Annotated in this window: 20 protein-coding genes, 1 tRNA gene and 2 pseudogenes; 4 read left to right on the plus strand and 19 right to left on the minus strand. The window is 67.8% G+C overall.

Annotation, left to right across the window (positions count from 1 at the left end):
• Nucleotides 1-260: 260 nt before the first annotated feature.
• Together MB828_RS44325 and MB828_RS44330 are read right to left on the minus strand one after the other, a co-directional pair.
• Nucleotides 261-1,394, minus strand: a complete 1,134-nt coding sequence (locus MB828_RS44325) for an LCP family protein (protein ID WP_301653111.1) — start codon at nucleotides 1,392-1,394, stop codon at nucleotides 261-263.
• Nucleotides 1,395-1,612: 218 nt separating this feature from the next.
• Complete coding sequence (locus MB828_RS44330; RefSeq protein WP_301653112.1) at nucleotides 1,613-3,376, minus strand: trypsin-like serine protease; 1,764 nt, start codon at nucleotides 3,374-3,376, stop codon at nucleotides 1,613-1,615.
• A gap of 297 nt (nucleotides 3,377-3,673) precedes the next feature.
• Between MB828_RS44330 and MB828_RS44335 the strand changes: the two genes are divergently transcribed.
• Complete coding sequence (locus tag MB828_RS44335; RefSeq protein WP_301653113.1) at nucleotides 3,674-4,330, plus strand: hypothetical protein; 657 nt, start codon at nucleotides 3,674-3,676, stop codon at nucleotides 4,328-4,330.
• A gap of 138 nt (nucleotides 4,331-4,468) precedes the next feature.
• Here MB828_RS44335 and rho read toward each other — a convergent pair whose 3' ends face one another.
• The 7 genes from rho to MB828_RS44370 form a co-directional block, all read right to left on the minus strand.
• On the minus strand, nucleotides 4,469-6,526 hold the full coding sequence (gene rho, locus MB828_RS44340; RefSeq protein ID WP_301653114.1) for a transcription termination factor Rho: 2,058 nt from the start codon (nucleotides 6,524-6,526) through the stop codon (nucleotides 4,469-4,471).
• A 405-nt stretch (nucleotides 6,527-6,931) separates the two neighbouring features.
• Nucleotides 6,932-7,861 (minus strand): homoserine kinase, encoded by a 930-nt coding sequence (thrB, locus tag MB828_RS44345; protein ID WP_133025290.1) that lies wholly within the window; start codon nucleotides 7,859-7,861, stop codon nucleotides 6,932-6,934.
• A gap of 329 nt (nucleotides 7,862-8,190) precedes the next feature.
• Nucleotides 8,191-9,249, minus strand: a complete 1,059-nt coding sequence (gene thrC / locus MB828_RS44350; RefSeq protein ID WP_133025291.1) for a threonine synthase — start codon at nucleotides 9,247-9,249, stop codon at nucleotides 8,191-8,193.
• 6 nt (nucleotides 9,250-9,255) lie between these two features.
• Complete coding sequence (locus tag MB828_RS44355) at nucleotides 9,256-10,545, minus strand: homoserine dehydrogenase (RefSeq protein ID WP_133025690.1); 1,290 nt, start codon at nucleotides 10,543-10,545, stop codon at nucleotides 9,256-9,258.
• A 178-nt stretch (nucleotides 10,546-10,723) separates the two neighbouring features.
• A complete protein-coding gene (gene lysA / locus MB828_RS44360; protein WP_133025292.1) occupies nucleotides 10,724-12,115 on the minus strand; it encodes a diaminopimelate decarboxylase in 1,392 nt (463 codons plus the stop codon).
• Nucleotides 12,116-12,134: 19 nt separating this feature from the next.
• Nucleotides 12,135-13,283, minus strand: coding sequence for an ArgS-related anticodon-binding protein NrtL (gene nrtL, locus MB828_RS44365; RefSeq protein ID WP_301653115.1), 1,149 nt, complete (start codon nucleotides 13,281-13,283; stop codon nucleotides 12,135-12,137).
• 342 nt (nucleotides 13,284-13,625) lie between these two features.
• Nucleotides 13,626-14,072, minus strand: coding sequence for a response regulator (locus MB828_RS44370; RefSeq protein WP_301653116.1), 447 nt, complete (start codon nucleotides 14,070-14,072; stop codon nucleotides 13,626-13,628).
• 152 nt (nucleotides 14,073-14,224) lie between these two features.
• On the opposite strand from MB828_RS44370, the gene MB828_RS44375 reads away from it, so the two are divergent.
• A tRNA-Arg gene (locus tag MB828_RS44375) sits at nucleotides 14,225-14,296 on the plus strand.
• Nucleotides 14,297-14,456: 160 nt separating this feature from the next.
• Here the strand turns inward: MB828_RS44375 and MB828_RS44380 are convergent.
• The 8 genes and pseudogenes from MB828_RS44380 to MB828_RS44415 all read right to left on the minus strand — a co-directional run bounded on the left by MB828_RS44380 (nucleotide 14,457) and on the right by MB828_RS44415 (nucleotide 20,830).
• The gene (locus tag MB828_RS44380) at nucleotides 14,457-15,170 is read right to left on the minus strand and encodes a hypothetical protein (RefSeq protein WP_301653117.1); all 714 of its coding nucleotides are present in this window, start codon (nucleotides 15,168-15,170) and stop codon (nucleotides 14,457-14,459) included.
• Nucleotides 15,171-15,316: 146 nt separating this feature from the next.
• Nucleotides 15,317-16,702 carry a tyrosine-type recombinase/integrase gene (locus MB828_RS44385; protein ID WP_301653118.1) on the minus strand — a complete coding sequence of 462 codons (1,386 nt, stop codon included), beginning with the start codon at nucleotides 16,700-16,702 and terminating at the stop codon, nucleotides 15,317-15,319.
• Nucleotides 16,699-16,910: pseudogene (locus tag MB828_RS44390) on the minus strand (helix-turn-helix transcriptional regulator). Before MB828_RS44390 ends, MB828_RS44385 begins: the two are co-directional and overlap by 4 nt.
• Nucleotides 16,900-18,273 carry a replication initiator gene (locus tag MB828_RS44395; RefSeq protein WP_301653119.1) on the minus strand — a complete coding sequence of 458 codons (1,374 nt, stop codon included), beginning with the start codon at nucleotides 18,271-18,273 and terminating at the stop codon, nucleotides 16,900-16,902. The pseudogene MB828_RS44390 and the gene MB828_RS44395 overlap by 11 nt, the downstream one beginning before the upstream one ends.
• A 360-nt stretch (nucleotides 18,274-18,633) precedes the next feature.
• Nucleotides 18,634-18,924 (minus strand): hypothetical protein, encoded by a 291-nt coding sequence (locus tag MB828_RS44400; protein ID WP_301653120.1) that lies wholly within the window; start codon nucleotides 18,922-18,924, stop codon nucleotides 18,634-18,636.
• A 32-nt stretch (nucleotides 18,925-18,956) separates the two neighbouring features.
• On the minus strand, nucleotides 18,957-19,151 hold the full coding sequence (locus MB828_RS44405) for a hypothetical protein (RefSeq protein WP_301653121.1): 195 nt from the start codon (nucleotides 19,149-19,151) through the stop codon (nucleotides 18,957-18,959).
• A gap of 12 nt (nucleotides 19,152-19,163) precedes the next feature.
• Nucleotides 19,164-20,273, minus strand: a complete 1,110-nt coding sequence (locus MB828_RS44410) for an FtsK/SpoIIIE domain-containing protein (RefSeq protein WP_430381521.1) — start codon at nucleotides 20,271-20,273, stop codon at nucleotides 19,164-19,166.
• 209 nt (nucleotides 20,274-20,482) lie between these two features.
• Entirely contained in the window at nucleotides 20,483-20,830 is a 348-nt protein-coding gene (locus MB828_RS44415) for a hypothetical protein (RefSeq protein WP_301653123.1), read from the minus strand.
• Between the two features lie 203 nt (nucleotides 20,831-21,033).
• On the opposite strand from MB828_RS44415, the gene MB828_RS44420 reads away from it, so the two are divergent.
• On the plus strand, nucleotides 21,034-21,774 hold the full coding sequence (locus MB828_RS44420) for a GntR family transcriptional regulator (protein WP_301653124.1): 741 nt from the start codon (nucleotides 21,034-21,036) through the stop codon (nucleotides 21,772-21,774).
• A 943-nt stretch (nucleotides 21,775-22,717) separates the two neighbouring features.
• Here MB828_RS44420 and MB828_RS44425 read toward each other — a convergent pair.
• Nucleotides 22,718-24,457 (minus strand): Hsp70 family protein, encoded by a 1,740-nt coding sequence (locus tag MB828_RS44425; protein ID WP_301653125.1) that lies wholly within the window; start codon nucleotides 24,455-24,457, stop codon nucleotides 22,718-22,720.
• Nucleotides 24,454-25,653, minus strand: coding sequence for a hypothetical protein (locus tag MB828_RS44430; RefSeq protein WP_301653126.1), 1,200 nt, complete (start codon nucleotides 25,651-25,653; stop codon nucleotides 24,454-24,456). The genes MB828_RS44425 and MB828_RS44430 overlap by 4 nt, the downstream gene beginning before the upstream one ends.
• A 193-nt stretch (nucleotides 25,654-25,846) precedes the next feature.
• Between MB828_RS44430 and MB828_RS44435 the strand changes: the two are divergent.
• Nucleotides 25,847-26,029 (plus strand): annotated as a pseudogene (locus tag MB828_RS44435) (IS5/IS1182 family transposase); the annotation flags it as partial.

Raw genomic sequence — 26,029 nt, forward strand, 5'->3', positions numbered from 1 at the left:
CTACGGAGGGGTGGGGTTCGTCTATGGGGGCGGTGAGGGTCGCCTACGGGGGTGGGGCGGGGTCGTCGTGGGCGGGTGCGGGTGGATCGTGGCTTGTCGCGCAGTTCCCCGCGCCCCTTTCAGGGGCGTCAGCCGCAGCGCCCCTTCAGGGGCGCGGGGAACTGCGCGATCAGCCCCCACTCACCCGCACCCGCCCACGCACCCGCATCTGCATTCGCACCCGCACCGCACCCGCGTCCGCGGCCGCGGCCGCGGACGGACTACGACGTCACGACTCCCTTGGCCTGTCCCGTCGCCGTCCCCTTCGTCGCGCTCGCGGGGATCGGCCGGTCGTTCCTCAGCGCCGCCCACACCTGCTTCGCCTTGGCCTCGGCGACCACCACCCGGTTCGGGTCCGCCGGGTCGTACTCGACCGGCATGGTCACCATGTGCATGTGGGACGCGCTGATGGACTTCAGGCCGTCCGCGAAGTCGACCAGGGAGTTCACCGAGCCCAGGTCGGAGTCGGTGGTGACGGTCTTCGTCGCGGTGTCCGCCAGGTCGTACAGCTTCTTGGGGCTGGTGAACACGCCCACCTGCTTGACCTGGTTGATCAGGGCCTTCACGAACGCCTGCTGGAGCTGGATGCGGCCCAGGTCGGAGCCGTCGCCGACGCCGTGCCGGGTGCGCACCAGGCCGAGCGCCTGCTCGCCGTCGAGGGTGTGTCTGCCGGCCTTGAGGTCGAGATGGCTCTGCGGGTCGTCGATGGCCCGGGTCGTGGTGAGCGTGACCCCGCCGAGCTCGTCGACGAGCTTCTGGAAGCCGGCGAAGTCGACCTCCAGGTAGTGGTCCATACGGATGCCGGTGACGGCCTCGACCGTCTTGACCGCGCAGGTCGCGCCCCCGGTGGAGTACGCCGAGTTGAACATCACGCCGGTGGCCGCGTCGTGCGTGGTGCCGTTCGCGTCCGTGCAGGACGGCCGGTCGACGAGGGTGTCCCGGGGGATGGAGACCACGTCGGCCCGCTTGTGGCCCTTGTAGACGTGGACGATCATCGCCGTGTCGGAGCGCGCGCTGCCGTCGTCGGAGCCGCCGCCGAGCTTCCGGTTGGCACCGGAGCGCGTGTCCGAGCCGAGGACCAGGATGTTCTCGGAACCGTTGTCGACCTTGGTGGGCCGGTCGGAGCCGAGCGCCTGGTTGATGTCGACGGTCCTGAGGTTGCCGTTGAGCTTGAAGTACAGGTAGCCGGCGCCGGTACCGCCGAGGACCACGATGCCCGCCGCCGTCCACGCCGTGACACGCAGCGCCCTGCGGCCGGTACCGGGCGGCTTGCGGCGGCGGCCCCTGCCACGGCGGCCCGCGGCGTTCGTACCGGACTCGGGTATGTGCGGCCCTGACGTGCTCTCGGCGGACATGGGCTCCTCGGTTCTCGTACGACTGGTCGGTTACCCCCTGCTTTCAGGGTCAGGCCCGGCGTACCAGGATCATCGGCGCGTACCGGACCATCGTCGCTCCGCCTGGTCAGACGGCGAAACTCGGGAAAGGGTTGCACGACGCGGTGTGCCCACCGCGTAGCGCGATGGGCACACCGTGTCACCGGGCAGGACGGGGCGAACCCCGCTCACCAGGTATTTCAGCCGAAGATGTCGTACTGCTGGAAACCGGTACCGAGCGACTTCCTTGTGCCGAAGATCTCAGAGGTGCCCTTGCCGGTGCCCGGGTAGAGGTACAGCGTGCCGCCGGTCGTACGGGCCAGCAGGTCGGCCTTGCCGTCGCCGGTCAGGTCGCCGACCGCGGCGAGGGTGTTGAATCCGGTCCAGCCGGAGCGGACCTTCACCCGGGCCGAGAAGAGGCCGGTGCCGGACTTGCCGGTGCCCTTGTACAGGTACAGGTCGCCGCCGCTGCTCTTGCGGGCCAGCAGGTCGGCCTTGCCGTCGCCGTTGAAGTCACCGACACCGCGCAGCTGGTTGTACTGGCTCCAGCCGCCGCCGATGCGGACCCGGGCGGCGAAGGTGCCGTTGCCCTTGCCCGGGTAGAGCCACAGGACACCGCTGGAGTCCTCGGAGAGGACGTCCGGCAGGTAGTCGCCGGTGAGGTCACCGGGGATCACGACGGCCTTGCGGCTCTTCCAGTTGGTGAAGATCTTCGTCTCGGACCAGGAGCCGGAGGTCTGGGCGCTGTTCAGCGCGAAGTGCAGCCAGTAGACGTCCCCGGTGGACGCCACCCGGTAGACCAGGTCCTGGAAACCGTCACGGTTGAGGTCGGCCTGGTAGACGGCGTTGACCCCGCCGAAGTCGCCCCAGGAGACACGGGAGGCGAGCGAGGTGCCCTTGGAGTCCAGCTCGTAGCCGACCTTGGTCGACGACTTGCGGGCGAACAGGTCGGCCTTGCCGTCGTCGTAGCTCAGGTTGCTGTCGGCGATCTGCGCGTAGGCGGCACCGACGTAGGTGCTGACCTTCGAGAAGACGCTGTAGGCGCCCTTGGCGACACAGTCCTCGACGCCCCAGGAGACCACGCCGACGATCCGGCCGCCGACGACCAGCGGGCCGCCGGAGTCGCCGTTGCAGGCCGTGGTGGTGCCGGTGTCGGAACCGGTGGCGGCCTTGCCGGCGCAGACCATGTGGCCCTTGACGTAGTCGCTGCCGTAGCCGCCCGTGCAGGTGGTGTCGGACTGGACGGGCAGCGTGGCCGTCTTCAGGGTCTCGGAGATGTCGTCCGAGGTGGAGCTGGTGCGGCCCCAGCCGTAGACCTTGGCGCTGGTGTTCGCCTTGTACGAGGTCGTGTCGGTGCTGGTCGTCAGCCGGATCGGCGTGGCCTTGACCGGGGCGGCCAGGGTGAGCACGGCGACGTCGTTGTTGGGGACCCCGTGGGACGACACGGTGTACGACGGGTGGTTCCACTGGCGCAGGACGCCGGAGACGGTCCCGCCGTGCAGGTTGTCACTGCCGTCGCTGTTGGTGGTGGGCAGCGAGGCGGTGCCCGTGATGACCACGGACCTGGTGGTGCTCCACTTGAAGCCCTTGACGCAGTGCGCGGCGGTGAGGATCTTCGTGGGCGAGATCACCGAGCCGCCGCAGAAGAAGGCGACGTCGTCGCTGGTGCTGGTGGTGCCCTTGGTGTCGTCGTACCAGAGCTGGGCCATCCAGGGCGCCGAGGAGATGGTGGTCGTCCCGCCACCGATGATCTTCGGCGAGACGGCGGAACCGCTGCTCGGCGTCTTCGTCGTGGTGGTCCTGCCGTTGACGGCGGCGACGGCGCCGGCGGCCCGCTGCGCCAGCGTGGCCTGCGACGGCGCGCTGACGACCGGCTTGACCGTCGGCGCCGGCTGGGTGGCCGCGCTGGCGGAGGTCGAGATCAGTGCGGCCGTGACGGCGGCCGCGACTCCGGCCGCGGCCACGGGCAGTGCGAAACGTATCCGGCGTCTGTGACGACCGCTCCCGGACGTGGGTGTACCCACCTAAGTCCCCCCTCGGGATCAGGAGTTCGTGAATCGGTCAGTTGACCGAAGGCGCGATCGTACATCGGAGAGAGAAACAGAAAGGGCCGCCCCCCGCGTCCTGCGTGGGGGCGACCCTTTTCTCCGCTCGGGGACGACCGGGCCACGCGTCCGCGGAACGGCCGCTCAGCGCGCGGACATGCCGAGTGGGTACGCGTACTCATGCGCGGCACCGGACGGCGGCCGGAGACTGCGCGCATGACACTCATCGCCGCCCCCATCAGCGCGTTCGCCCGCCCCCGGCGCGTGCTCGCGGCCGCCGCCCTGGCCGCTCTGGCGCTCACCGGCTGCGGGAACGACGGGTCCGGCGGCAGCGGACCCGGAGGGAAGCCGGACGGGGGCGTCGGCACCGAGGCGACTGCCACCGGGTCGACCCGCGAGCAGGCGGCGTTCGCGGCGCTGCTCGACAAGGTCGCGCAGCCGTGCGCCACCGCCACCGGGACCACCGGCGAGGTACCGACCGGCTCGCCGGGGAAGCAGACCCTCGGCCCCGGTGAGAGCCCCCCGACCGGCCCGATCGAGCCCGGCACCCCCACGGAGGCACAGTTGAGCGACCGCGACCGGTGCGCGGGCGTCCAGCACGAACAGCGCATCATCCGGGCGCTACAGGCGGTCCCGGAGCCCACCCCGGCCAAGGTCCGCAGGACCCTGCACAGCCTCGGTTACATCGACGAGCGCATCCACGGCCTCGAGCAGGACGGCAAGGTCACGCGCTTCTATCTCGACCTGCGCGAGAAGGGCGGCCGGCTCTGCGAGGCGGGCACGGCCGCGGGCGAGCAGTCGGACGCCACCCCGTGCGTGGCCCCCGCGACCGGTGCGTTCACCGTCGGGAAACCGCCGTCCGACGGGACGTGACCGAGCTCTCTGCCGTCGAGCCCTTTGCCCAGGAAAAGCGGTGGCAAAACCACCGAATTGAAGAGAGTAAAGCCATGACAAAGGGCCGCTCCCCGCGGTTGGCGGGGAGCGGCCCTTTTCGTTGTTCTACGACGACCGTCAGTCGCCGTTGCCGGGCGTCGGCGTCGTCTTCTGGATCTGCATCAGGAACTCGACGTTCGACTTCGTCTGCTTCATCTTGTCGAGCAGCAGCTCGATCGCCTGCTGCTGGTCGAGCGCGTGCAGCACCCGGCGCAGCTTCCAGACGACGGCCAGCTCCTCGTTGCCGAGCAGGATCTCTTCCTTACGGGTGCCGGACGCGTCCACGTCCACCGCCGGGAAGATGCGCTTGTCGGCGAGCTTCCGGTCGAGCTTGAGCTCCATGTTGCCGGTGCCCTTGAACTCCTCGAAGATCACCTCGTCCATGCGGGACCCGGTGTCCACCAGGGCGGTGGCGAGGATGGTCAGCGAGCCGCCGTCCTCGATGTTGCGGGCCGCACCGAAGAAGCGCTTCGGCGGGTACAGGGCGGTCGAGTCGACACCACCGGACAGGATGCGGCCGGAGGCCGGGGCGGCGAGGTTGTACGCACGGCCCAGACGCGTGATCGAGTCGAGCAGCACGACGACGTCGTGACCCAGCTCCACGAGGCGCTTGGCGCGCTCGATGGCGAGCTCGGCGACCGTGGTGTGGTCCTCGGCCGGGCGGTCGAAGGTCGAGGAGATGACCTCGCCCTTCACCGACCGCTGCATGTCGGTGACCTCTTCCGGACGCTCGTCGACCAGGACGACCATCAGGTGGCACTCGGGGTTGTTGTGCGTGATCGCGTTGGCGATCGCCTGCATGATCATGGTCTTGCCGGTCTTCGGCGGGGCCACGATCAGACCGCGCTGGCCCTTGCCGATCGGCGACACGAGGTCGATGATCCGGGTCGTCAGCACGCCCGGGTCCGTCTCCAGGCGGAGGCGGTCCTGCGGGTAGAGCGGGGTCAGCTTGTTGAACTCCGGGCGGCCGCGGCCGTGTTCGGGCGCCATGCCGTTGACGGAGTCCAGCCGGACCAGCGCGTTGAACTTCTCGCGCCGCTCGCCTTCCTTGGGCTGGCGGACCGCGCCGGTGATGTGGTCGCCCTTGCGCAGGCCGTTCTTGCGGACCTGGGCGAGGGAGACGTACACGTCGTTCGGGCCGGGCAGGTAGCCGGAGGTCCGGATGAACGCGTAGTTGTCGAGGATGTCCAGGATGCCCGCGACGGGGATCAGGACGTCGTCGTCGGCGACCTGCGGCTCGGCGCCGCCGATCTCGTCACGGCCACGGCGGCCACGGCGGTCGCGGTAGCGGCCGCGACGGCCACGGCGTCCGCCGTCGAAGTCGTCGTCGTCCTGCGGGCCGGCGTTCCGGTCCTGCCGGCCGCCGCCCTGCTGCTGCGGCTGCTGCTGCCGGTCCTGGCGGTCCTGCTGCCGATCCTGCTGGCGGTCCTGACGGCCGCCCTGGCCCCCGCCGCCCTGCTGCTCGTCGCCCTTGCCGCGCCGGTCGCGGTCACGGCCGCGGTCACGGCGGTCACGGCGACCCCGGCCGTCGCCGTCGCCGGCGTCGCCCTTGGCCTCGCCCTGCTGCTGCGCGGTCGTCTCGGCCTTCGTCTCGGTCCTCGCCTCGGCGACGATCGTCTCGGCGCCCGCGGCCGGGCTGCCCGCCTCGGCGGTGGCACGCCGGCGACGGCGCTCGGTGGGGGCCTCGTCCCCGCCGCGCTCGCCCTCGCTCGCGCGGGAGCCGGCCGGCTGGCCCGGGATCTCGATCTGCTGCTGGGCCACGGCCTTCTCGGCGGGGGCCTCGGCGGCCTGCTCCGCCTTCTGCTCGGCGGCGGCGTCGCCCGTACGGGCCTTGGAGGTGGCCCGGCGCTTCGGCTTGGTCTCGGTGGCGGTGGCCGCCTCGGCCTTGGCGGGGGCACCGCCGCCGGCCTGGGCCTCCTTGATGACCTCGATCAGCTGGCTCTTGCGCATACGCGCGGTGCCCCTGATGCCGAGGCCGGATGCGACCTGCTGAAGCTCGGCCAGCACCATGCCCTCGAGGCCGGTACCGCGGCGCCGCCGGGAGCCGGCACCGGAGGCAGGCGCGGAGGCGTCCGTGGCGGGCGCGGCAGCGGTCTCCTCGACACGTGCGCCCATCAGATCGGTGGTGTCGCTCACGAAGGGTCCTTCCCTGGAGCGGACGTCGGCCTGTCTGGCTCGGCGACCGGTTGTGCTGTCCGGCTTCGGTCCTTGCTGTGTGGACCGTGCCGGGGCGGTGGTCCGCCAAAGCGGCGGAGAGAATTTCTGGTGACGGCGCTTCGTCAGCCGTGGCACCCGGTGTCACGTTGGCGTGGTCGCACCTGTTCCGGAGCGTGCCCAGCGGCCTGCTCAGAGCCCGCGTACGGCGTACTGCCCAGGTACGTCATACAGAACGCTGAGTGGCTTGGGAGACTCCCGGAAGAATGTCTGTCCCGGACGGGGACGTGAAGCACCTCGCCATGGTGGGGTCGGGTGCAGACTTGAGGTTAACACTACCGGATCCAACAAACATTCCCCCTCTCCAAATCCGGCAATCGCACGCGGTCACATGTCACTGGACGTCGCAAGCGGCAGCACGCTCGTCCCCTGCGCGTCGAGGTTCAGTCGGTTGGCGGCCCAGCCCGCCCCCGCCAGGGCCTGCACTTTCTCGGCGCTGTCGGCGTCGGCCAGGGCCATCACGGTGGGCCCGGCGCCCGAGATCACGGCCGGGATCCCGTCGGCGCGCAGCCGCTCCACCAGGGCGGCGCTCTCCGGCATGGCCGGGGCGCGGTACTCCTGGTGCAGCCGGTCCTCGGTGGCGGGCAGCAGCAGCTCGGGGCGCCGGGTGAGGGCCTCGACGAGCAGTGCGGCACGGCCCGCGTTGGCGGCCGCATCGACGTGCGGGACGGAGCGCGGGAGCAGTCCGCGCGCGGTCTCGGTCAGAACCGGCTTCCCGGGTACGAAAACCACCGGAACGATGGAATCGGCGGGCTCCATCCTGATCGCCCGGGCGGCCCCGGACTCCATCCAGGAGAGCGTGAAACCGCCGAGCAGACAGGCCGCGACGTTGTCGGGGTGACCCTCGATCTCGGTGGCCAGCTCCAGCAGCGCGGTGTCGTCGAGCCTGGCCTCGCCGCCTATGGTCACCGCGCGCGCGGCGACGATGCCGGCGCAGATGGCGGCGGAGGAGGAGCCGAGGCCGCGGCCGTGCGGGATGCGGTTGGCGCACACGATCTCCAGACCGCGGGGCTGTCCGCCCAGCAGGTCGAAGGCGGTGCGCAGGGAGCGTACGAGGAGATGACTTTCGTCACGTGGCAGCGTCTCGCTGCCCTCACCCGCGATGTCGATGTGCAGCCCGGAGTCGGCCACCCGGACGACGACGTCGTCGTAGAGCCCCAGCGCGAGGCCCAGGGCGTCGAAGCCCGGGCCGATGTTGGCGCTGGTGGCGGGGGTGCGCACCCGGACGGCGGCGGCGCGGAACGCTGGACCGGCCATCGCTCGATGACTCTCCTTGAGCTGCGTGATGGTCGAATGACACTCGATAGGTACGTGAAGGACCCTCGGGCCGTGGAGACGGCGCGGCACCGCGCCATATGCGCGGGCATATGCAGCGGGCGGGTTCGGTACAGCCTATCGAAGGAAGGTTCTGTGGCGACATAGGGCGCACAGGAGGCGCACGATGCGTGTCGTAAGCCCCCTGTGCCCCCTCCGTAGGGAGTCCCCTCATCAGGACGCCACAGGGTCCTCACCGGTTGCCCGGCCGGGGCGGGTCGAGCGGGTCGAGCTGTTCTCGAGCACCCTTCGAGTACCCCTTGAGCGGTTCTCTAGGCCAAGCCGAGGCGCTCGGCCGCGGCGGCCGCGTCGACCGGCACGGTGACCGGCTGCGGGGCGCCGGCGACGGCCCAGTCGGGGTCCTTCAGGCCGTTGCCCGTGACCGTGCAGACGATGCGCTGGCCGGGGTCGACCTTGCCCTGCTCGGCGGCCTTCAGCAGACCGGCGACCGAAGCGGCCGACGCGGGCTCCACGAAGACGCCCTCCTGTGCGGCCAACAGCCGGTAGGCGCGCAGGATCTCACGGTCCGTCACCTCGTCGATGAGGCCCTCGGACTCGTCCCGCGCGGCGAGCGCGAACTGCCAGGACGCGGGGTTGCCGATCCGGATCGCGGTGGCGATGGTCGAGGGGTCCTTGACGATCTCGCCGCGCACGATCGGGGCGCTGCCGGAGGCCTGGAAGCCCCACATCCGGGGGGTCTTCGAGGAGATGCCGTCACCGGCGTACTCCTTGTAACCCTTCCAGTAGGCGGTGATGTTGCCCGCGTTGCCGACCGGCAGGACGTGGATGTCGGGTGCGTCGCCGAGCATGTCGACGATCTCGAAGGAGGCCGTCTTCTGCCCCTCGATGCGCACCGGGTTGACCGAATTGACCAGCGCCACCGGGTAGTTCTCGCTCAGGCTGCGGGCGAGGGTGAGGCAGTCGTCGAAGTTGCCGTCGACCTGGAGGATCTTGGCGCCGTGCACGAGGGCCTGGCCCATCTTGCCGAGCGCGATCTTGCCGCGGGGCACCAGCACCGCGGAGACCATCCCGGCACGCACGGCGTACGCGGCCGCGGAGGCGGACGTGTTGCCCGTGGAGGCGCAGATGACGGCCTGCGCGCCCTCCTCCTTGGCCTTGCTGATGGCCATGGTCATACCGCGGTCCTTGAAGGACCCGGTCGGGTTCGCGCCCTCCACCTTCAGGTGGACCTCGCAGCCCGTGCGCTCGGAGAGCACCTGCGCGGGCACGAGGGGCGTGCCGCCCTCGCGGAGCGTCACGACCGGTGTGCCGGCGGAGACGGGCAGCCGGTCCCGGTACTCCTCGATGATTCCGCGCCACTGGTGGGTCATTGCTGGTTACTCTCCTTCAACCCGCATGATGCTGGCGACACCCCGCACGGTGTCGAGCTTGCGCAGCGCCTCGACGGTCCCGGAAAGGGAGGCGTCGGAGGCCCGATGGGTGACGACGACGAGGGAGGCCTCGCCGTCCTTGCCGGTCTGCCGCACCGTATCGATGGACACCCCGTGCTCGGCGAACACGGTGGCAACCTGGGCGAGAACACCCGGTTTGTCGGCGACGTCGAGGCTGATGTGGTAGCGCGTGACGACATCGCCCATCGGCGACACGGGCAGGCCGGCGTACGCCGACTCGCCGGGCCCCGTTGCCCCGCTGAGCCGGTTGCGGCAGACGGCGACCAGGTCGCCGAGGACCGCGGAGGCGGTCGGGGCGCCGCCGGCGCCGGGACCGTAGAACATCAGCTGTCCGCTCGCGTCGGACTCCACGAAGACGGCGTTGTACGCGCCGCGCACGGAGGCCAGCGGATGGGTCAGCGGAATCATCGCGGGATGCACGCGTGCCGTCACCGACCCCCCGTCCCCGGCCCGCTCGCAGATGGCGAGCAGCTTGATGGTGCAGCCCATGTTCTTGGCGGAGGCGAAGTCGGCGGCGGTGACCTCGGTCATGCCCTCGCGGTAGACGTCGTCGAGACGCACCCGCGAGTGGAAGGCGATACCGGCGAGGATCGCGGCCTTGGCGGCGGCGTCGAAGCCCTCGACGTCGGCGGTCGGGTCGGCTTCCGCGTACCCGAGGGCGGTGGCCTCGTCCAGGGCCTCCTGGTAGCCGGCTCCCGTGGAGTCCATCTTGTCGAGGATGAAGTTGGTGGTGCCGTTGACGATGCCGAGCACCCGGTTGACCTTGTCGCCGGCGAGGGACTCGCGCAGCGGCCGGATCAGCGGGATGGCGCCGGCGACGGCGGCCTCGTAGTAGAGGTCCCTGCCGTGCTGCTCGGCGAACGCGTGCAGGGCCACGCCGTCCTGGGCGAGCAGCGCCTTGTTGGCGGAGACCACGGAGGCGCCGTGCTCGAAGGCGGCGGTGATGAGGGTACGGGCGGGCTCGATCCCGCCGATGACCTCGACGACCACGTCGATGTCGCCGCGTTTGACGAGGGCGGTGGCGTCGGTGGTGACCAGGGCGGGGTCGATGCCCTCACGGACCTTGGAGGGCCGTCGGACCGCGACACCCGCCAGCTCGACCGGGGCGCCGATCCGCTGGGCGAGGTCGTCGGCGTGCGTCGTCATGATGCGCGCCACCTCTGAGCCGACAACCCCACAGCCCAGCAGCGCCACCTTCAGCGGACGCGTACGCATCATCCGACCTCGTTTCCTCATACCGTCTACGGTTGGACCAGTCTCACTCACCGGACGGCGGTTTCTACCCTTCGTCCGGATCGTGAGACATCTATTTCATTCTGTGGGGCCGCAAGACCGAAGATCTTCCGTCCCCGTCCCCGCCCCCCGTCAGCGGAGGTTGATCAGCCGACATCGATCAGCCGACGTCGAGACGCAGCAGGTCCTCCTCCGTCTCCCGGCGGACGATCACCCGGGACTCGCCGTCGCGCACGGCGACGACGGGCGGCCGGAGGACGTGGTTGTAGTTGCTCGCCATGGACCGGCAGTAGGCGCCGGTGGCCGGTACGGCGACGAGGTCACCGGGTGCCAGGTCGCCCGGCAGGAACGCGTCCTTCACCACGATGTCGCCGCTCTCGCAGTGCTTGCCGACGACGCGGGCGAGCATCGGCTCGGCGTCGCTGGTCCGCGACACGAGGGCGACGCTGTACTCGGCGTCGTACAGCGCGGTGCGGATGTTGTCGGACATGCCGCCGTCGACGGAGACGTAGGTGCGCAGCCCGTCGAGGGGCTTGATGGTGCCGACCTCGTAGAGCGTGAAGGCGGTCGGCCCGACGATGGCGCGCCCGGGTTCGACGGAGATCCGGGGCGTACGCAGCTTCGCGGCCTCGCACTCCCGCGTGACGATCTCGGTGAGCGCCTTGGCGATCTCGTGCGGCTCGCGCGGGTCGTCGTCACTGGTGTACGCGATGCCGAGCCCGCCGCCGAGGTCGATCTCGGGCAGTTCCACACCGTGCTCGTCGCGGATGTCCTTGAGCAGCCCCACCACCCGGTGCGCGGCGACCTCGAACCCGGACATGTCGAAGATCTGCGACCCGATGTGCGAGTGGATCCCGATGACCTCGAGCCCGTCCAGCTGGAGCGCCCGCCGTACGGCCTCGGCGGCCTGCCCGCCCGCCAGCGGGATCCCGAACTTCTGGTCCTCGTGGGCGGTGGCGATGAACTCGTGGGTGTGCGCCTCGACACCCACGGTGACACGGATCTGCACGCGCTGCCGCTTGCCGAGGGACTGCGCGATGTGGGCCACCCGGACGATCTCCTGGAAGGAGTCGAGCACGATCCGCCCGACACCGACCTCGACGGCCCTGGTGATCTCGCCGACGGACTTGTTGTTGCCGTGGAAGGCGATGCGGTCCGCGGGCATGCCGGCGGACAGCGCGGTGGCAAGCTCGCCGCCGGAGCACACGTCCAGGTTGAGCCCTTCCTCGTGCAGCCACCGCACGACGGCACGGGACAGGAACGCCTTGCCGGCGTAGAAGACGTCGGCGTCGTGCCCGAAGGCGGTGCGCCAGGCGCGCGCCCGGGCCCGGAAGTCGGTCTCGTCGAGGATGTAGGCGGGGGTGCCGTGCTGCTCGGCCAGGGTCTTCACGTCGATACCGCCGACGGTGACGACGCCGTCGCCGCCACGGCTGACGGTCTGCGCCCACACCTTGCCGTCGAGCGCGTTGAGGTCGGTGGGCGGAGCTGCGTAGTGGCCCTCGGGCAGGACATCGGCGTGCCGGGGCCCGGCGGGGTGTGCGGAACGGCTCATGGCTCTTCTGGCGCTCTCTTCAGAGGTGTTCGGGTGCGTCGATGCCGAGCAGGGACAGGCCGCCGGCCAGCACCGTCCCGGTGGCTTCGGCGAGGGCGAGCCGGGCACGGTGGGCGGCCGAGGGTTTCTCGTCACCACGGGGCAGCACGGTCGCGAGGAACGGCAGGGCGGCATCGGCAACGGTGACGAGGTGCCGGGCGAGCCGATCAGGAGCGCGGTGGGTGGCCGCGGCGGCGAGGATACGGGGGTAGTCGGCGAGGGCGGTGACGAGGGGGGTGGGTGCGCCCGGCGCGGCGGGGGCGGCGGGTGCGCCCAGCGCGTCGGGGATGGTGGGTGCGCCCGGCACGCCGGGGGCGGCGGGTGCGCCCAGCGCGCCGGGGGCGGCGGGTGCGCCCAGCGCGCCGGGGGCGGCGGGTGCGCCCGGCACGTCAAGGGCGGTGGGTGCGCCCGGCGCGTCGGGAAGGTCACCGGGTTCACTGCTGAACCCGAGCCGGCCGGCGCCGCGCACTGCGGCACGGGCCCGGGCGTGGGCGTAGCGCACCCGGAACAGTGGATTGCTCTCGCGCTGCACCAGATGATCGGCGGTGATCCGCGGCCGGTCGTGCGCCGCGGGATACAGCAGGGCCCACTGGGCGGCGTCGGGCCCAAGCGGCGCGGGGTCCTCCGGCGCGGGTACGGGCCGCAGAGTCACCGGCTCCCCGTGCTCGACCTCGCCCCGGCCACCCTGGGTGGCGACGATCCGCACCAGCGCGTCGGCGACGACCTCGGCCCGTACGTCGTACGGCACCCGGAAGGCGATCACCTGGCCGGCGAGGGCGTCGCCGTGACCATAGCCGGGTCCGAGGGCGCGGATGAGCGAGACGAGCGCGGTCGTGGGCGAGGAGGCGGCGCTGAGGGAGATGTTGAGGAACCCGGGTCCGGTGACGACGACGTCGCCGACTCCCGCGCACGCCACGAGGTGGGGCCGCAGGATCTCGGCGACGCGCAACGGCGGCTGCCCGGCCGGCCGGGCCAGCTGCAACGCGATGTTGGTGGCGTAGTCCCCGCACCCGCCCGGCCCCGGCGGCGTCACCACGGCCCGCTCCGGCACGGACACCCTGAGCTCCCCCTGATCCACGGCACGACGCACGGCGCGCAGCACGGTACGGGAGAGCTCGACGGGGGTCACGGGACAAGCGTAGGGGAGGAGGGGGGCGGGTAGGCGACCCGCTTTGCCGGGGTCCCGGGATGTGGACGGCCGACTGTGCGGGGCGTGCACGCCGCCCCGCGCACACGAACACCCGCCCCGCGACAGGTAGGCACCGAGGCCCCTAGAACGAGTCAGGGCCACCGCACACTGCCACGGCCCCTCCGAAACGACTCCCCCGGCCGAATGCGACCCACCGCCGACCCGATCCGATCGGCCCATCCGCCAGCCAGCCCACCCCGCCCGTCCGCTAACCAGCCCAACCCCGGTCCGCTAGCCGGCCCACCCGCCCGTCCGCCCGCCCGGGGCCTGTCCCTCCGTCCGTTAACCGGCCCGATCCCCGGAGAACTCGACGGCACCACCCTCCCCCTCGGGCTGCCGCTCCCCCCGCACGCGTCGACGGTCCACCAACTCTTGGACCATGCGCACGAGTTCGGCGGGCTCGAAGGGCTTGGCGAGGAAGGCGTCGACACCGACACCGAGCCCGGCGTCGATCTCGTACGGGGTGCACGCGCTGACGATGGCGAGGGGAAGATCACGGGTGCGGGGGTCGGCACGCAGCTGCGCGGCGGTCCGGAGCCCGTCGAGCCGGGGCATCACAACGTCGAGGGTGATCACGTCGGGCCGCACCTGATGAACGACATCCAGACACTCGGCACCATCGGCCGCGGTCACGACCTCGAGACCCTCCAGTTCGAGATTGACCCTGATCAGCTGCCGGATGACCTTGTTGTCGTCCACAACAAGCACCCGGCCCGACGCCCCTGGCACAACTCGAGAGTAGGTCCGGACCGGCCACCGCGTCCGGGTTTTCCCGACTTCCGCCCCCTGCGAGGGAGCACCCCCGCAAACCCGTTCCTGATCACCCCGACCGAGCTGGTAGTGTTCTACCCGTCGCCGCGAGCAACAGCTCAACGCCAGACGCCCCCGTAGCTCAGGGGATAGAGCAACGGCCTCCGGAGCCGTGTGCGCAGGTTCGAATCCTGCCGGGGGCACTTCGCTTGAGGTGCCCAAGGACCCCGCCACCAGCGCGTTTGCTGGGTGCGGGGTCTTGTTGTTTGTGCAGGCGGATGCCGCCGAAAGCAGCCGTTTGCCAGTGATCACGTTGTAATAGCGTGTTGATCTTGAGGGGTCTTGCAGCAGGTCAGCAGCCCTTTACTTGTCTTCCGCCGCAGCAGTCCGAGGTCCTTCCTGTGATGGCACATTGCCACTGAGGTCGAACATGAGCCACTCCAGCCAGGCGGGTGCCACGTCGAGCTCCTTCGCCCACGAATGCATGTCCCGCACGTACGCCACGTAGCGAGCAGCCCTGTTCCGGGTACCTGCCGCCCGCCAACTCACCCACCCAAGAGCGTTCAGCGTCCGGAAGACACGGTCATCCAGGATCAGCGCGCGCTCCGCGGCCGAACCGTCGTCCACCACCGCGAACCACTTCGTGAAGAACGAGCGTCCCACGCCGTTGACCCGGAATCCCCGGTATGCGCCTTCCAGATCACCCGCACACACCTTGGCGCGCGTACCAACCAGCGCCGAAAGGAGTTGTCGATCTTCCAGAGCCGCCTTGGTGTAGCGCGGTCCACGCCCATTCGTCGTGCCCGAACCCCAGATCATCACAGCTGCGAACAGCCCCCGAAGGCCGTCCGGATCCGCACCGACCTCGTCGCGCAGGCGTGCCAGATCCTCACGGCTGATCAATCGCTCCCCGGTCGTGGACCCAGCCCTGCCTATCTCCAGGACACCGGCCACCCCATGCGGTTCGAGCCGCGCACGCCAAATCTCAGGCCGGAAACGCACAGGTTCCTGCCGACGCTCACGGTGCTCATCGACAAGAGGGCACAGCCGTTCCGGCAGCGCTGTTGGCAGATTCATCGCCCTAGCATTCCGTACCTGATCAGCCCCCGTTCATCGATCTGATTATTTCATCGTCGATCATCCTTTCGGGTACTGCGGAGAGCATGACAAAGGCCCCGGATCGCTCCGGGGCCCACAGCGCTCGCAGTCCATCGGACCGAGCGCTATCCGGTGGCGCCCTCCTCCCCCAGGCCCTGCATGATTCGTTCGTTCATCTCATTCTCCTGGCCGTCGATGCACTTGGCGTAGATTTTCAGGAGGACATCCACCGAGTGACCGGCGCGAGCGGCGACCTCCGGCGCGGGGACACCTGAGTTAAGCCACTGGGACACGCCCGCGTGGCGCAGGTCGTACGGCCGGAAGGCCAGAACAGTGGCCGCCTGATCGGGGACGAGCGCCAGCTCCCGAGCCAGCTTCCATGCACGGGAGTACGACGAGGCTGCGATCACGTTGCCCCGCTCGCTGGAGAACAGCCGGCCGTCCTTGGCCGTGCCGAACTCCTTCAGGTGTTCCCGGAGCAGCCGCACCAGCGGAGGCGGGATCGGAACGATGCGCACCTCACCGTCGGCCCGCTGCTTGAGCCCGCGCCGATCGTGCGCCTCCCCCGAGTCCGTCCACGCCTTCCCCGCCGTCGGACGAGTCTCAGCCAGTTCGATGCGTCCCCAGCCGGACGCCGGAAGCGTGCAGTCGGAGCGGCGCAGCCCGAGTGCCTCCCCCGGCCGCATGGCCGCGTAGTACAGGCACCCGAAGAACGCCCGCAGCCGTCGGCCGCTTGCGCGGTCGTAGCCGCCCACGTACGTCAGCGCGGTCAGCAACTCCCGAGCCTGCCGAGGATTGACTACCACCCGGCGGTCGACCTCCTGCACGGCCCGCTTCCCCCGCTTACGCCGCACTCGGCTCAACGGGTTGGACGGCAGGTGTTCGAGCTCAACCGCATACTCAAGCGCGTTGAAGACCACGGCACGCCGTCGCCGGTACGTCTGGGTCGCTGCGGGCTTACCGTCCAGCCGCCGGCTCAACGCGTCGATCAACTCATGTACCCGAGTGATCTCTTGCAGCTCTCCCACCGGAAGCGACGACTTCTCGATCCATCGCACCGCAGCAGCGATCTCTTCTGGCCGCTCCCGCTCCCGACGGGGTACCGGCAGGACGTACGAACGCAGCGCCCGCCGCAGCACCTCCGGCGCAGGCCGCCCACGTGCCGGTTTTACCAGGACAGGCACGACTGTCGCGAGCGCATCGGTCATGCTGTCCCGCTGCTTCGCCGACGCCTCTGCCCAACGAGCGTCCACGTACTTCACCGCCAGCTCCAAGAACGACAAGGCAGCCTTGCCGCCGCGCAGCGAGTCGGGCAGACCGGTGACCGTGTCGAACGGCTCGCCCTTGTCGAGTGCGCCCACCAACTTGGAACGGAAGCGGTCGGCCAGCGTCTTCGTCTTGTACGACTCGCCGAACGGCTCACCGCCGACGACCCAGCGCACGAGATAGGTCGGTTTCTTGGTGGTCTTGTTGATGGAGATCTTCCAGACGGAGACCTTGTACGACTTCACGACGCAGCCCCCTCCGCCCGGTCCTCCAACCAGTCGTTGAGCACGTCCCGCCGAACCCGGAGCCCCCGTTCGGCAGCCGGATGCAAGCCGGAGCGATGCGCAGTTCTCGCCAGCGGTAGAAGGTGCGCCGCGAGATGCCGCCCAGTTCGTCGAGCACCTGCCGCACGGTGAGCAGCTCGGCCGCCCTCCCTCGGTTCTCACGCGCCATGACGACCACCGCCCTCCCGCACAGAGGCAGCCAGGAGCGCCGCCTCCGGCGAGTAGCCACGGCCCGCGTAGCGCCACTGACCGACCGTGACGGTCGACCGGTCGGTCAGGCCGAGGGACGCTCGCTGTTCCTCCGCGCGGTGGTCGGCACGGGCCTGCCGAAGCGCGGTCAACGTGGTGGAGTACCTGCGCGACTTGGTCGAGAAGTGCCCGCCGTACCCGAGCATGTGAGCCCAACGGCGCAGCCCAAGCGACTCGAACTCCGGCAGGCCACCGAGCCACCAGCACGTGCCGATCATGCGCAGCACGTGTGCCCGCACGGGCAGCATGACCATGTCCCGCGAGTGATAGATCCGACCGTCCACCGCACCGGCGGACTCGGCTCCCTTCGTGGCGTACTTGGCGATGTAGCCCGCCACAGCCGCCACGGAGGCCGGCCGCTCCCCCGCATCCGGTCGGTACGAGGTGACCGGTCGCACGTCGACCTGCTTACCGAAGCGCAGCTCCCGCTGACCGACGACGTTCGCCCCCGGAGCGATCAACCGCACCCGACTGGCCACCGCCCGCACGGCGTCCATAAGGAGCGGCACAGTGACCCAACCAGGCGGGGGCGAGTCGGGTCCGTCCGATCCGTCGAGGCGGATCACGCCATGGAAGTGGACCAGGCCGCGACGCTGGTACTCGGCGACCTTCGCGTACGAGAGCCGAGCGACCTCCCCGAAATCCGTGCGCGACACCCCGCCCCGCCGTGCGACCTCTCGCCGCAGCTCCAGTCCGAACCGGTGCCAGAGCCGACCGGCGAGCGCATGCCAGAGGACGGCGCCCGCGTAGTCGTAGCAGCGCGGGCAGAGCGGTTCGCCGAGGCGGGGATCGTCGGCCGCGTGGCGCGTACGGCATCCGACCGGCCGCCCGTGCGGGCAGCACTCCCCCGGTCGGCGGGGACGACAGGCCCGTACGAGCCCATCGCGTTCCCGCCGAGTGTGGACCGGGCCGAAGCCGGGAGCGGTGAGCGTGACGAACACGCGCGGGTGCCCGCTCACCGACTCGGTGACGTTCTTGCCGCCGATGAGTCCGGCCCGGACAAGTTGGTACGTGTCCGCCCGGTACAGCGCCGAGCAAGCAGGGCAGACCGTTGCCCGCCGGTTGCCGCACGCGATGAGCATTCGACCGCCGTAGACATCCGACCCATACGAGAGCAGAGCCGCGCCAGTGGTCGTGTCGAAGACCGTCGCTGCACCGACGAGGTGAATGGGATTGGTGCAGCCGCCGAGCCGGACGATGTTCCGGCGCCAGGCGGCGAACTCCGGTTCCGCGGCCCTGGCGATCACGGCCGTAGCGCTCCCCGGTGCGAGGGTAGTGGTCATCGGCGACCACCCCCGCCGCCGAACGCGTGCCCATCACGGCCGAGATGCCCTCCGGCCGGGTCTTGGCGCTGAAGCGCAGCGTCGGATTCGTGAGCCAGAGCGCCGCAGCGTGCGCGGGGCACAGACGGTGCTCTGTGTTGTCGAGTTCGACGAGGACGACCTGTTCCAGTCCGCCGCAGGTCGAAACCTCCGAGTCACGCTGCCAGAGTTCACAGTCGGGCAGCGGAGATTTGTGCGAATGATGCGCGCTGGTCAAAGTGTGAGTGCTCCTTTCACTGCTCATGTGGCGGATGGAGTGGGTTCCTGACGGGGTCGGGTTTGGCGACTTCGCGCCCCGTCGGGAGCCCTTCGTACGGGCGATCACTGCCGCTCCTCGGGCGGGATCGCGACTACGACGTACGCGATCGGCCCGAATTCACGGCGCGCGTCGAAGTACCCCTCACCGAGGTCCTCCGCCGGCACGCCGAGCGGAGCGGCAACGGACTCCACTCCTTCTCGCCGACCGGCGGAGTCGGACGCGTCCACCAGGACGGCGACAGATGTACGGCGCGGCACGACGACCGCGGGATTGGCTGTCAGGAAGTCGATCAGCTCTCGCAGACCGGCCAGGAACTCGGCGCGATCACCGGAGCGGATGACGTACGCGGACACGGGGTGTCCCTCTCTCGGGTCAACGGGTCTTTTCAGAAGCGGAGTTGGCCGAGGAAGCCGTTCACGCCGTCGAGGACCGTCTGAACGAACGGCACGGCCACGGTCTTGGCCAGCAGGAAGCCGAAGGCTCCGCAGAGCAGCGTGTCGACCCAGCTCAGGTACCGGATGCGCAGGAGGAACCAGATCAGCAGGCCGAGCAGCAGAGCGGCGGACATGGACACCAGCACGACAGGCCCCTTTCACAGCGCTTCGACGTGCAGCTCGGACAGGACGGGAGTCAGGTGCGCATACTCGGCAGCGACGGCTTCGGCCTCCGCTTCCGTGATCAGGTGAGACCGGGCTCGTTCCCAGCCGTCGCCGGAAGCGAGGACGGCCGTACCGGCCTGTTCGGGGGTGATGGCCTGCGCCGCCTTGAGCGCGTCCGGGTTGAGATCGCCGAGCGCCATTTCGGCCGTACCGGGGTCGGCGACGCGGTGACAGACCCGGCCGCCGAGTTGTGCCCGCAGGGCGGTGACGCCGGGACCCAGGTCGGAACCGACGCGTTGGCCGGCGACGACCAGGAACACCCCGAGCGCCGCGCCGAGTTGAGCCAACCGGATGAGCGCGGTACCGGCCGCCTGGGCTTCGTCCTTCTCGTTCCGGTTCGCGACGAGGAACAGTTCCGCGAGCTCATCGACGATCACGACGACGGGAACCGGGCGTTCCTTGTCCGGCAGACCCCAGATGTTGCGGACGCGAGCCGCCCGGCAGACGGTCACGCGGTCGAGGGTCATGTCCACGAGCGTGGTCAGCAGCCGGACCGCCTGTTCGCGGTTGGCGGCGAGGGCCGACAAACGCGATTCGTACAGGGACAGTTCCATACCGCCCTTGCAGTCGATCCCGACGAGGGCGACGTGTTGCGGAGCCAGACCGGCCACGAGGGCGTTGATCAACGTGGACTTGTCGGAACGTGTGGCCCCCACAATCAGCCAGTGAGGCACGCGCCTCAGGTCGACCACCCACGCGGCCCCGGTCTCCAGCACGCCCACGGCCACCCGGAGCAGATGACCGGGCCCCCGCTGCTTCGGAACCCGTGGATCGGCCAACGGATCGGCCGCCGAAGCGACGATCCGTACGACCCCCGGCTTCCAGGAGGTCACCCTCACCGCGTGAACCTGCCAGTCCTCCGCCATGGCAGGCGCAGCCTTGACGAAGTCCTCCGGCACCTGGCCCGGCAGCAGGCGCACCAGCACGACGAAGCCGCCGGAGGTCGGTCGAAAGAGACCGCGCCGAGGTACTCGCGGCTGCGGCGGAGGCGCCCCGTTGCCGACGAGCCCTGACACAACGGTCAACGCCGGTCGCCGGCTCACGGCGAGACCGCACCCGGCCATCAGGGGTCGCCAGGTCCGCACGACCCGTAATGCGGCAGCCGGGAAACCGAGTAACAACCACCAGGCCACGGGGTAGCGGCGGCGCAGGGCCGGGCCCGCCAGAAGCAGGCCCAACCCCAACGCTGCGGCCACCACCAGTACCCAACTCGGCCCGGTGGAACTCGCCGAAGTGGTGGCGGCGAAGTTCGTCACTGCCCGGCCCCCTTACCCGCCGAAGGGGGCGCGCTCAGGGGCCGAATCTCAGCCGCGCGGAACGCGATGCCGTGCCGCCCCTCGTTCTCCCAGGGCGTCGCGACCAGGTCGCGCACGGCGACCGGCATGCCGAGCTGCACACCGGCCGGCTCACCGGCCACGCTCACGTTCACGACGTCCGCCGACGCTCCGGCCATCAGGCAGAGGCCGACTTGGTACATGGTCTTGCCGGTCTCGCGGTCGACCCGCAGCTGACCGGTCTCTCGGTTGGCGACCCGCGGAGCCGGGGGCACGGCGCAGATGATCCCCGTGTACTTCGTGGTGTCGATCGGAAGGCTTGCCACTGTTCGTCTCTCCTCGGTTCAGGCACCCGAAGGCCCATCCTACGGGTTGCTAGACCACCCGTAGTACGGGCGACACAGATAAGAGTGCCGACCCGTAGTACGGGTTGTCAACCGACCTATCGATGGGAGAAGCTGTCCACGATCGTGGGCAAGCCGTCTACGACGACGCACAGCCGCAGAAGCCACGGCTACGGAGGGCCCGCATGCCGCCGAAGGACACGCAGCCGAAGTACCGGCAGATCGCCGACTACCTGCGCGATGGCATCTTGGGCGGCACCTTTCCCGCCGGCCAACCGCTCCCGTCAGAGGAGGCGTTGGCCAAGCAGTTCGGGGTGACGCGTCCCACAGTCCGACAGGGCCTAGCTGAACTGAGGGCATCCGGTCTCGTCGAGGCCATCATGGGCCGCGGCACCTTCGCCCGCTCCCCGCACAGCCGCCCCGGCCTCACACGCCCGCGCGGCGTACGCCGAGCCTCAGGCGGCCGCTACATCGAGGCCGACGGCATCCGCTGGACCGACGCCGAACCACCGGTCGCGACCCGCACGGACGCCCCGTTGGACTTGGCGGACCTGCTCCGCATCCCGCCGGGCGAACCGATGTTCACGTACGACGCCCTACAGACGGCAGACAACGGCCGCCTCCGCCAACTCCACCGGACGTACGTACCGTTCTCGGTCCTGATCGACACCAAGTACGAGGAAGAGGCGCCGCCGCCGGCACCGGAGCTCTACTCGGCGCTCGCCGACCTGGGCCACGAACTCCACTTCACCGAGTACGTCCGTACGCGCATGCCCCTACCGGACCAGGCCCAGGCGTTGCGGCTGACGGACGGGGTACCGCTCTTGCATGTTCTCCGCGTGACGCTCGCGGAGGGGGACAAGCCCCTGGCACTGGAAGAATTCCACCTGCCGGGCGATGAGTTGGAGTTGTCGTTCAGGCTGTAGCGAGGACGACATGTAGCGAGGACTCCGGTGGCTCAGACTTTCTTCACATGATCAAGGCGGCTCGCCCTGCTCGCCGCGCGCAACCCGGCCACCGGCCGGGCCTGCGCTCCAGTCTCCGCCCCGCTCCAGCCCGGCCGACGCCCGTGCCGCGCGCACAGCAATCAGCCGTCTGACGAGAGAAAAGATCATTCGCGGTGGGGCCAATCAACTCAACGGGCTTAGCCCCTCCCTCCACCGGTTAAGCCGCAACGCCCGCTCCCCCTCCACCGACCCCACATTTCCAACTACTGACTTCGCACATCGTCAGTGAATACTTCCTGTAGGCGATAGCATTCACCGTCCGCCACATAGCCAGGGACGACAACGAAGCTTACGTCAGAGGATGGGTCGCAGTTAGACCAAGCCTGCTGCCTACTCTCATTGATCGGCATTCCAGGATCGCAATCATAGTCCCAAATAAACTCGACCCCGCGGACTCTCGCAGAGTCAAGAATCCGCTTCGCTTGAAGAGCCGCCTGGCCAGCAGCCTGCCAAGTTTCATCCCCCTTACGAGCTCTCAATATTCTGCGAGCACGATTTAGATCAACTCCTGATGGGGCCATGTAGCACGAACACAGTCTACTCATGAGTTGAGCAACACGCTTTTTTGAATAGCTTTCATCCTTCGAACGTCTCGTGCCCATGTAAGAGAGAGCCAACACTTTCTGTCCAACGAATGCGCCGATCTCGTCTGCTAGAGCACGATGCACCTCGTCGCTCGCTCCGGTCAAATCATCCCTGGAGTACGCCATCTGAACGAGTACATCGTTCAGCTTTTCACTCAGTTCAGACACACGCGAGTCTAGCTCGGTTAGGCGATGCAAAATCATATCCAAGATTGCATCAGGATTGGCGCTAAATGACTCAGAACTTCGCATGGACTTCCTCCTGGGGCATTCAGACTTCAAATCATGGGAGTGAAGTCAAGACTAACCGTGGCGACTTCTCCAGTCTTCTCGACAATCGCCATCGCTTTTATCTGCACCTCACCAAAAACCAATGACAACCTGACAGATCTTTCGGCGAGCGGAAGCTTCATAGCCTCAGAAAGATCAACTTTGAGCTTGCCGATCTGATTACAACCCGAATCGGTCACGTAGAAGGGATTCTTGGCGATCGAACTATAGATTCGGAATGTGACAGCATCCTGATCCTCATATAGCGGAGAAAAGGTCTGCGTGACCAACTCATCCACCGGAACGCTCTGTCCAGCGTGAACATACTTCGCAAAACGATTGTTGCAGCGGCGCTCTCCATTTGGAAGTGTGAGCAGAAACTCCACCGGATCAACTCCGTCCCGGAAAACTTCCGCTGAAGAACATCCATATGTGTACTTGGAGCGTCGCGACTTGGTTTGCGGGTCGTACGTGTAATGAACGGCTCCAAGTAGGACAGCAACCTGAGGGTCTGGGGGCACCAAAACATCGGCCCGTCCGTCAAGATGCTCCTGCAACCTCTCTTGAAGGTATGGAGAGTTTCCAAAGCCCCCGACCAGAATGACTAGCTCTTTCCCCGACGCATTCCTCCGCTGCGTCCGCATTTCACCCAACTGCTTGTCTACAAGGGACAGGATTCCAGGTATCACTGCTTCGAAGACTTCTCTGGCCTCGTCCGCCTTGATGACCAGAAACTCAGTGATCCCGCCCTGGCTCTTGCTCAGCGCTTCCCGGGAATCCTCGTCGAGTAGTCGATCCAGAGCTGCGGGAATCGGCAGATAGATGTCATCCTCGTCCAGCTTCGTGATACTAACCTTGGTCTTCTCCCAGAAATCAACCAGATCCATTACGGAAGCCGGAGACTGCGCGAATGCTCGGTCCACTGCCTCATATGTACCCAAACGCTTGGCGAGGATCTGTTCGAGGAAGGCTTGATTCACATATTCGGAGCCAAACTTTCCCCCACATTCACGACCGATCTCTTCAAGACGGTTCCGCTCGTCGGTCTTGTAAGCGGTGATGTCCACCGTTCCACCGCCACAGTCAGCCACAAGAAATCGAGAGCCCTTCGTCATCAAAGAAGGGCGCCGACCACTGGCATTCACGGTTCTAACGCCCGAGACCCGCGCATGGTAAGCGGCTGCCTCGGGCTCTATCACCAGTTGAAGACGCTTCTCGTCGTCAGGTAATCCTGCGGCTACAGCCGCTTCCCACATCAGCTGCTTTTGATAGTCGTCCCAAATCGCAGGGACGGTGAGACACCAGCGCACCTCGTCACTTGAATACCCACTCTTTGAGATTTCCTCCATTGCAGTGATGCGCATCTTATCGAGAAAGATCGTCACCAGCGCCTTTGACTTCTCATAGTCAAGACGCCCACCTGCAATCTCTTCCGCATCGGACTTCTCGTCTGTAGATAGTGACATTTTGAATCCGAGGTGAAACTCATAGTCCTTCGTTTCGCCTCTTGCGGACAGTGCAGCCCATCTCCGTCGAGCCTCATAACCCCACGCAATCAACTCACCATCTCGCGACAGCAGAAGTGCGCTTAGGTTTTTCGGGTACGGCGTAGGATGATTTGGCCACCGTGTCCGAAACCAAACCTGCCGACGTTTCGCATCTTTATGACGTTCGTCAATGGTCGTCCACGCGAACCCCGTACCGTGCGTCCCAAAGTCGATTGCTGCGATGACTCGCTGCTTCTTCATCGGTTCCCCCATCCGAAGTTTCGAAGAATCGCCCTGCGGGCTACGGATTCCAGCGCCAATCTGGCACGCGCAGCTTCTCCGGGTAATCCCAGTGAGTCGAATATGGCGGTTAGTCGCCGAACTGAATCTGTGGATGTGCCGCTCGCCTCGGACTCTGCCAGAGTCAGCGCCTGAGATGCTGCAGCAATCGCATGAGTTCGTAGCCCCACATCAAAATACACCGAAGCTTGACCAACGCGCGCAGACACAGGGTCAATTCGGCTTCTCTCCAATGCTACCTCAAATGATGCCGCTAGGCCCGCTGCAATCACTCTGCGCTCAGATGCCAAGCTTGCAGGGATCAACGTGTGGAGTCGCGGCATTCTGCCGTATTTAACCAGATGAAACCATTCGGCAATAAGGCCGGCAGTGATGGCGGTTGACCCGCCTAGTTCGTCCTCGAAACTAAGAAGACTAGCAGAGGTAGCAGGCGTTTGAGGGCTCGCGTCAGGTAGCGAGAGCGGGGGGAAGTTCACCTGAACAGAACGCAACTCCGGCGAGTCGACAATATTCCAGGCGCAGAGAGCGGGCCAAACTCTTGTACTAGATTGCACTTCACCATAGACGAGAACAACGGGAAGGTCGCGCAAGGCTCTTTGGATCTGAAAGATATCTACGTCTGTATTAGTGAGTGGGCGACTTAAAGCCCCATCCAACGAGACAAGATCACTCGACCAGGACGACTGCAGCCACTTTCTTCTTACGGCGACACGAAAAGAATGTGGACCGTCAGCATTCTCTTGACCGCTAAGGTTGTCGCGAAAGAAGGGAGCAACAAGCAGGGCCGGAACTTGACCACCTCGAGTGGCCTCATGTACCAGGCTGTAAAATTCGTCGCTCGTATAAGAAAAAGGAGATTCTTCAAGCTGACGGTCCATCCTGTCCTGGATGGCCTTTACTTGAATCCCGATATGGGCCTGCCGCCAATCCCGCTCCACTTCGTATGCGTTGCCTATAGCGGCTTCGTGGATCCGGTTTCGGGCAGCCTGCGTCTCCTGCTGCAACCCTCGTTGGTGCGCGTTTCCAGCCTCTAGCTCGCGAAGTTCATGCAGGATTTCCTGCTGATCGTGGAAACTTCCATCCTGTTTGAGCTTATAAAGCGTCAGCAGGTTACCGCTCAGACTAGACAGGCCAGTGAATAAACCTGCAGATATCAACGATGAGCCCCCGATCTCAAGGCGAGTCCGCCAGCCAACCTTACCGTCAGTCGTGGCCCACCTGGTTGGAACTGAGGCCTTTCCAACCTGGTTGCGTAGCACGTCGGTTGGTTGAGGACGGCGTTGAGGAAAAGGTGAAGCTCCTGGTAGATGGGTTGTCGACCAAGATCAACCTGTCCGCCCGGAGCTTCACGTGCTTGTCTACCCATCGGGGATCGATCTGTCCACCTCGACCCTGCGCTACTTGTCCGGCCTACTGAGAGCCCGGCGGCGTGAGCGCGGCACGCGCTGGCGCCGCCTGACCGCGGACCGACAGGCTCTGCTCGCGCTGGCTCATCTGCGCTGCGGGCACACGTACGCCCAGCTCGCGGCCGGC

The organism is Streptomyces arenae, from assembly GCF_022343545.1.
In the GTDB taxonomy this organism is placed as follows: domain Bacteria; phylum Actinomycetota; class Actinomycetes; order Streptomycetales; family Streptomycetaceae; genus Streptomyces; species Streptomyces humi.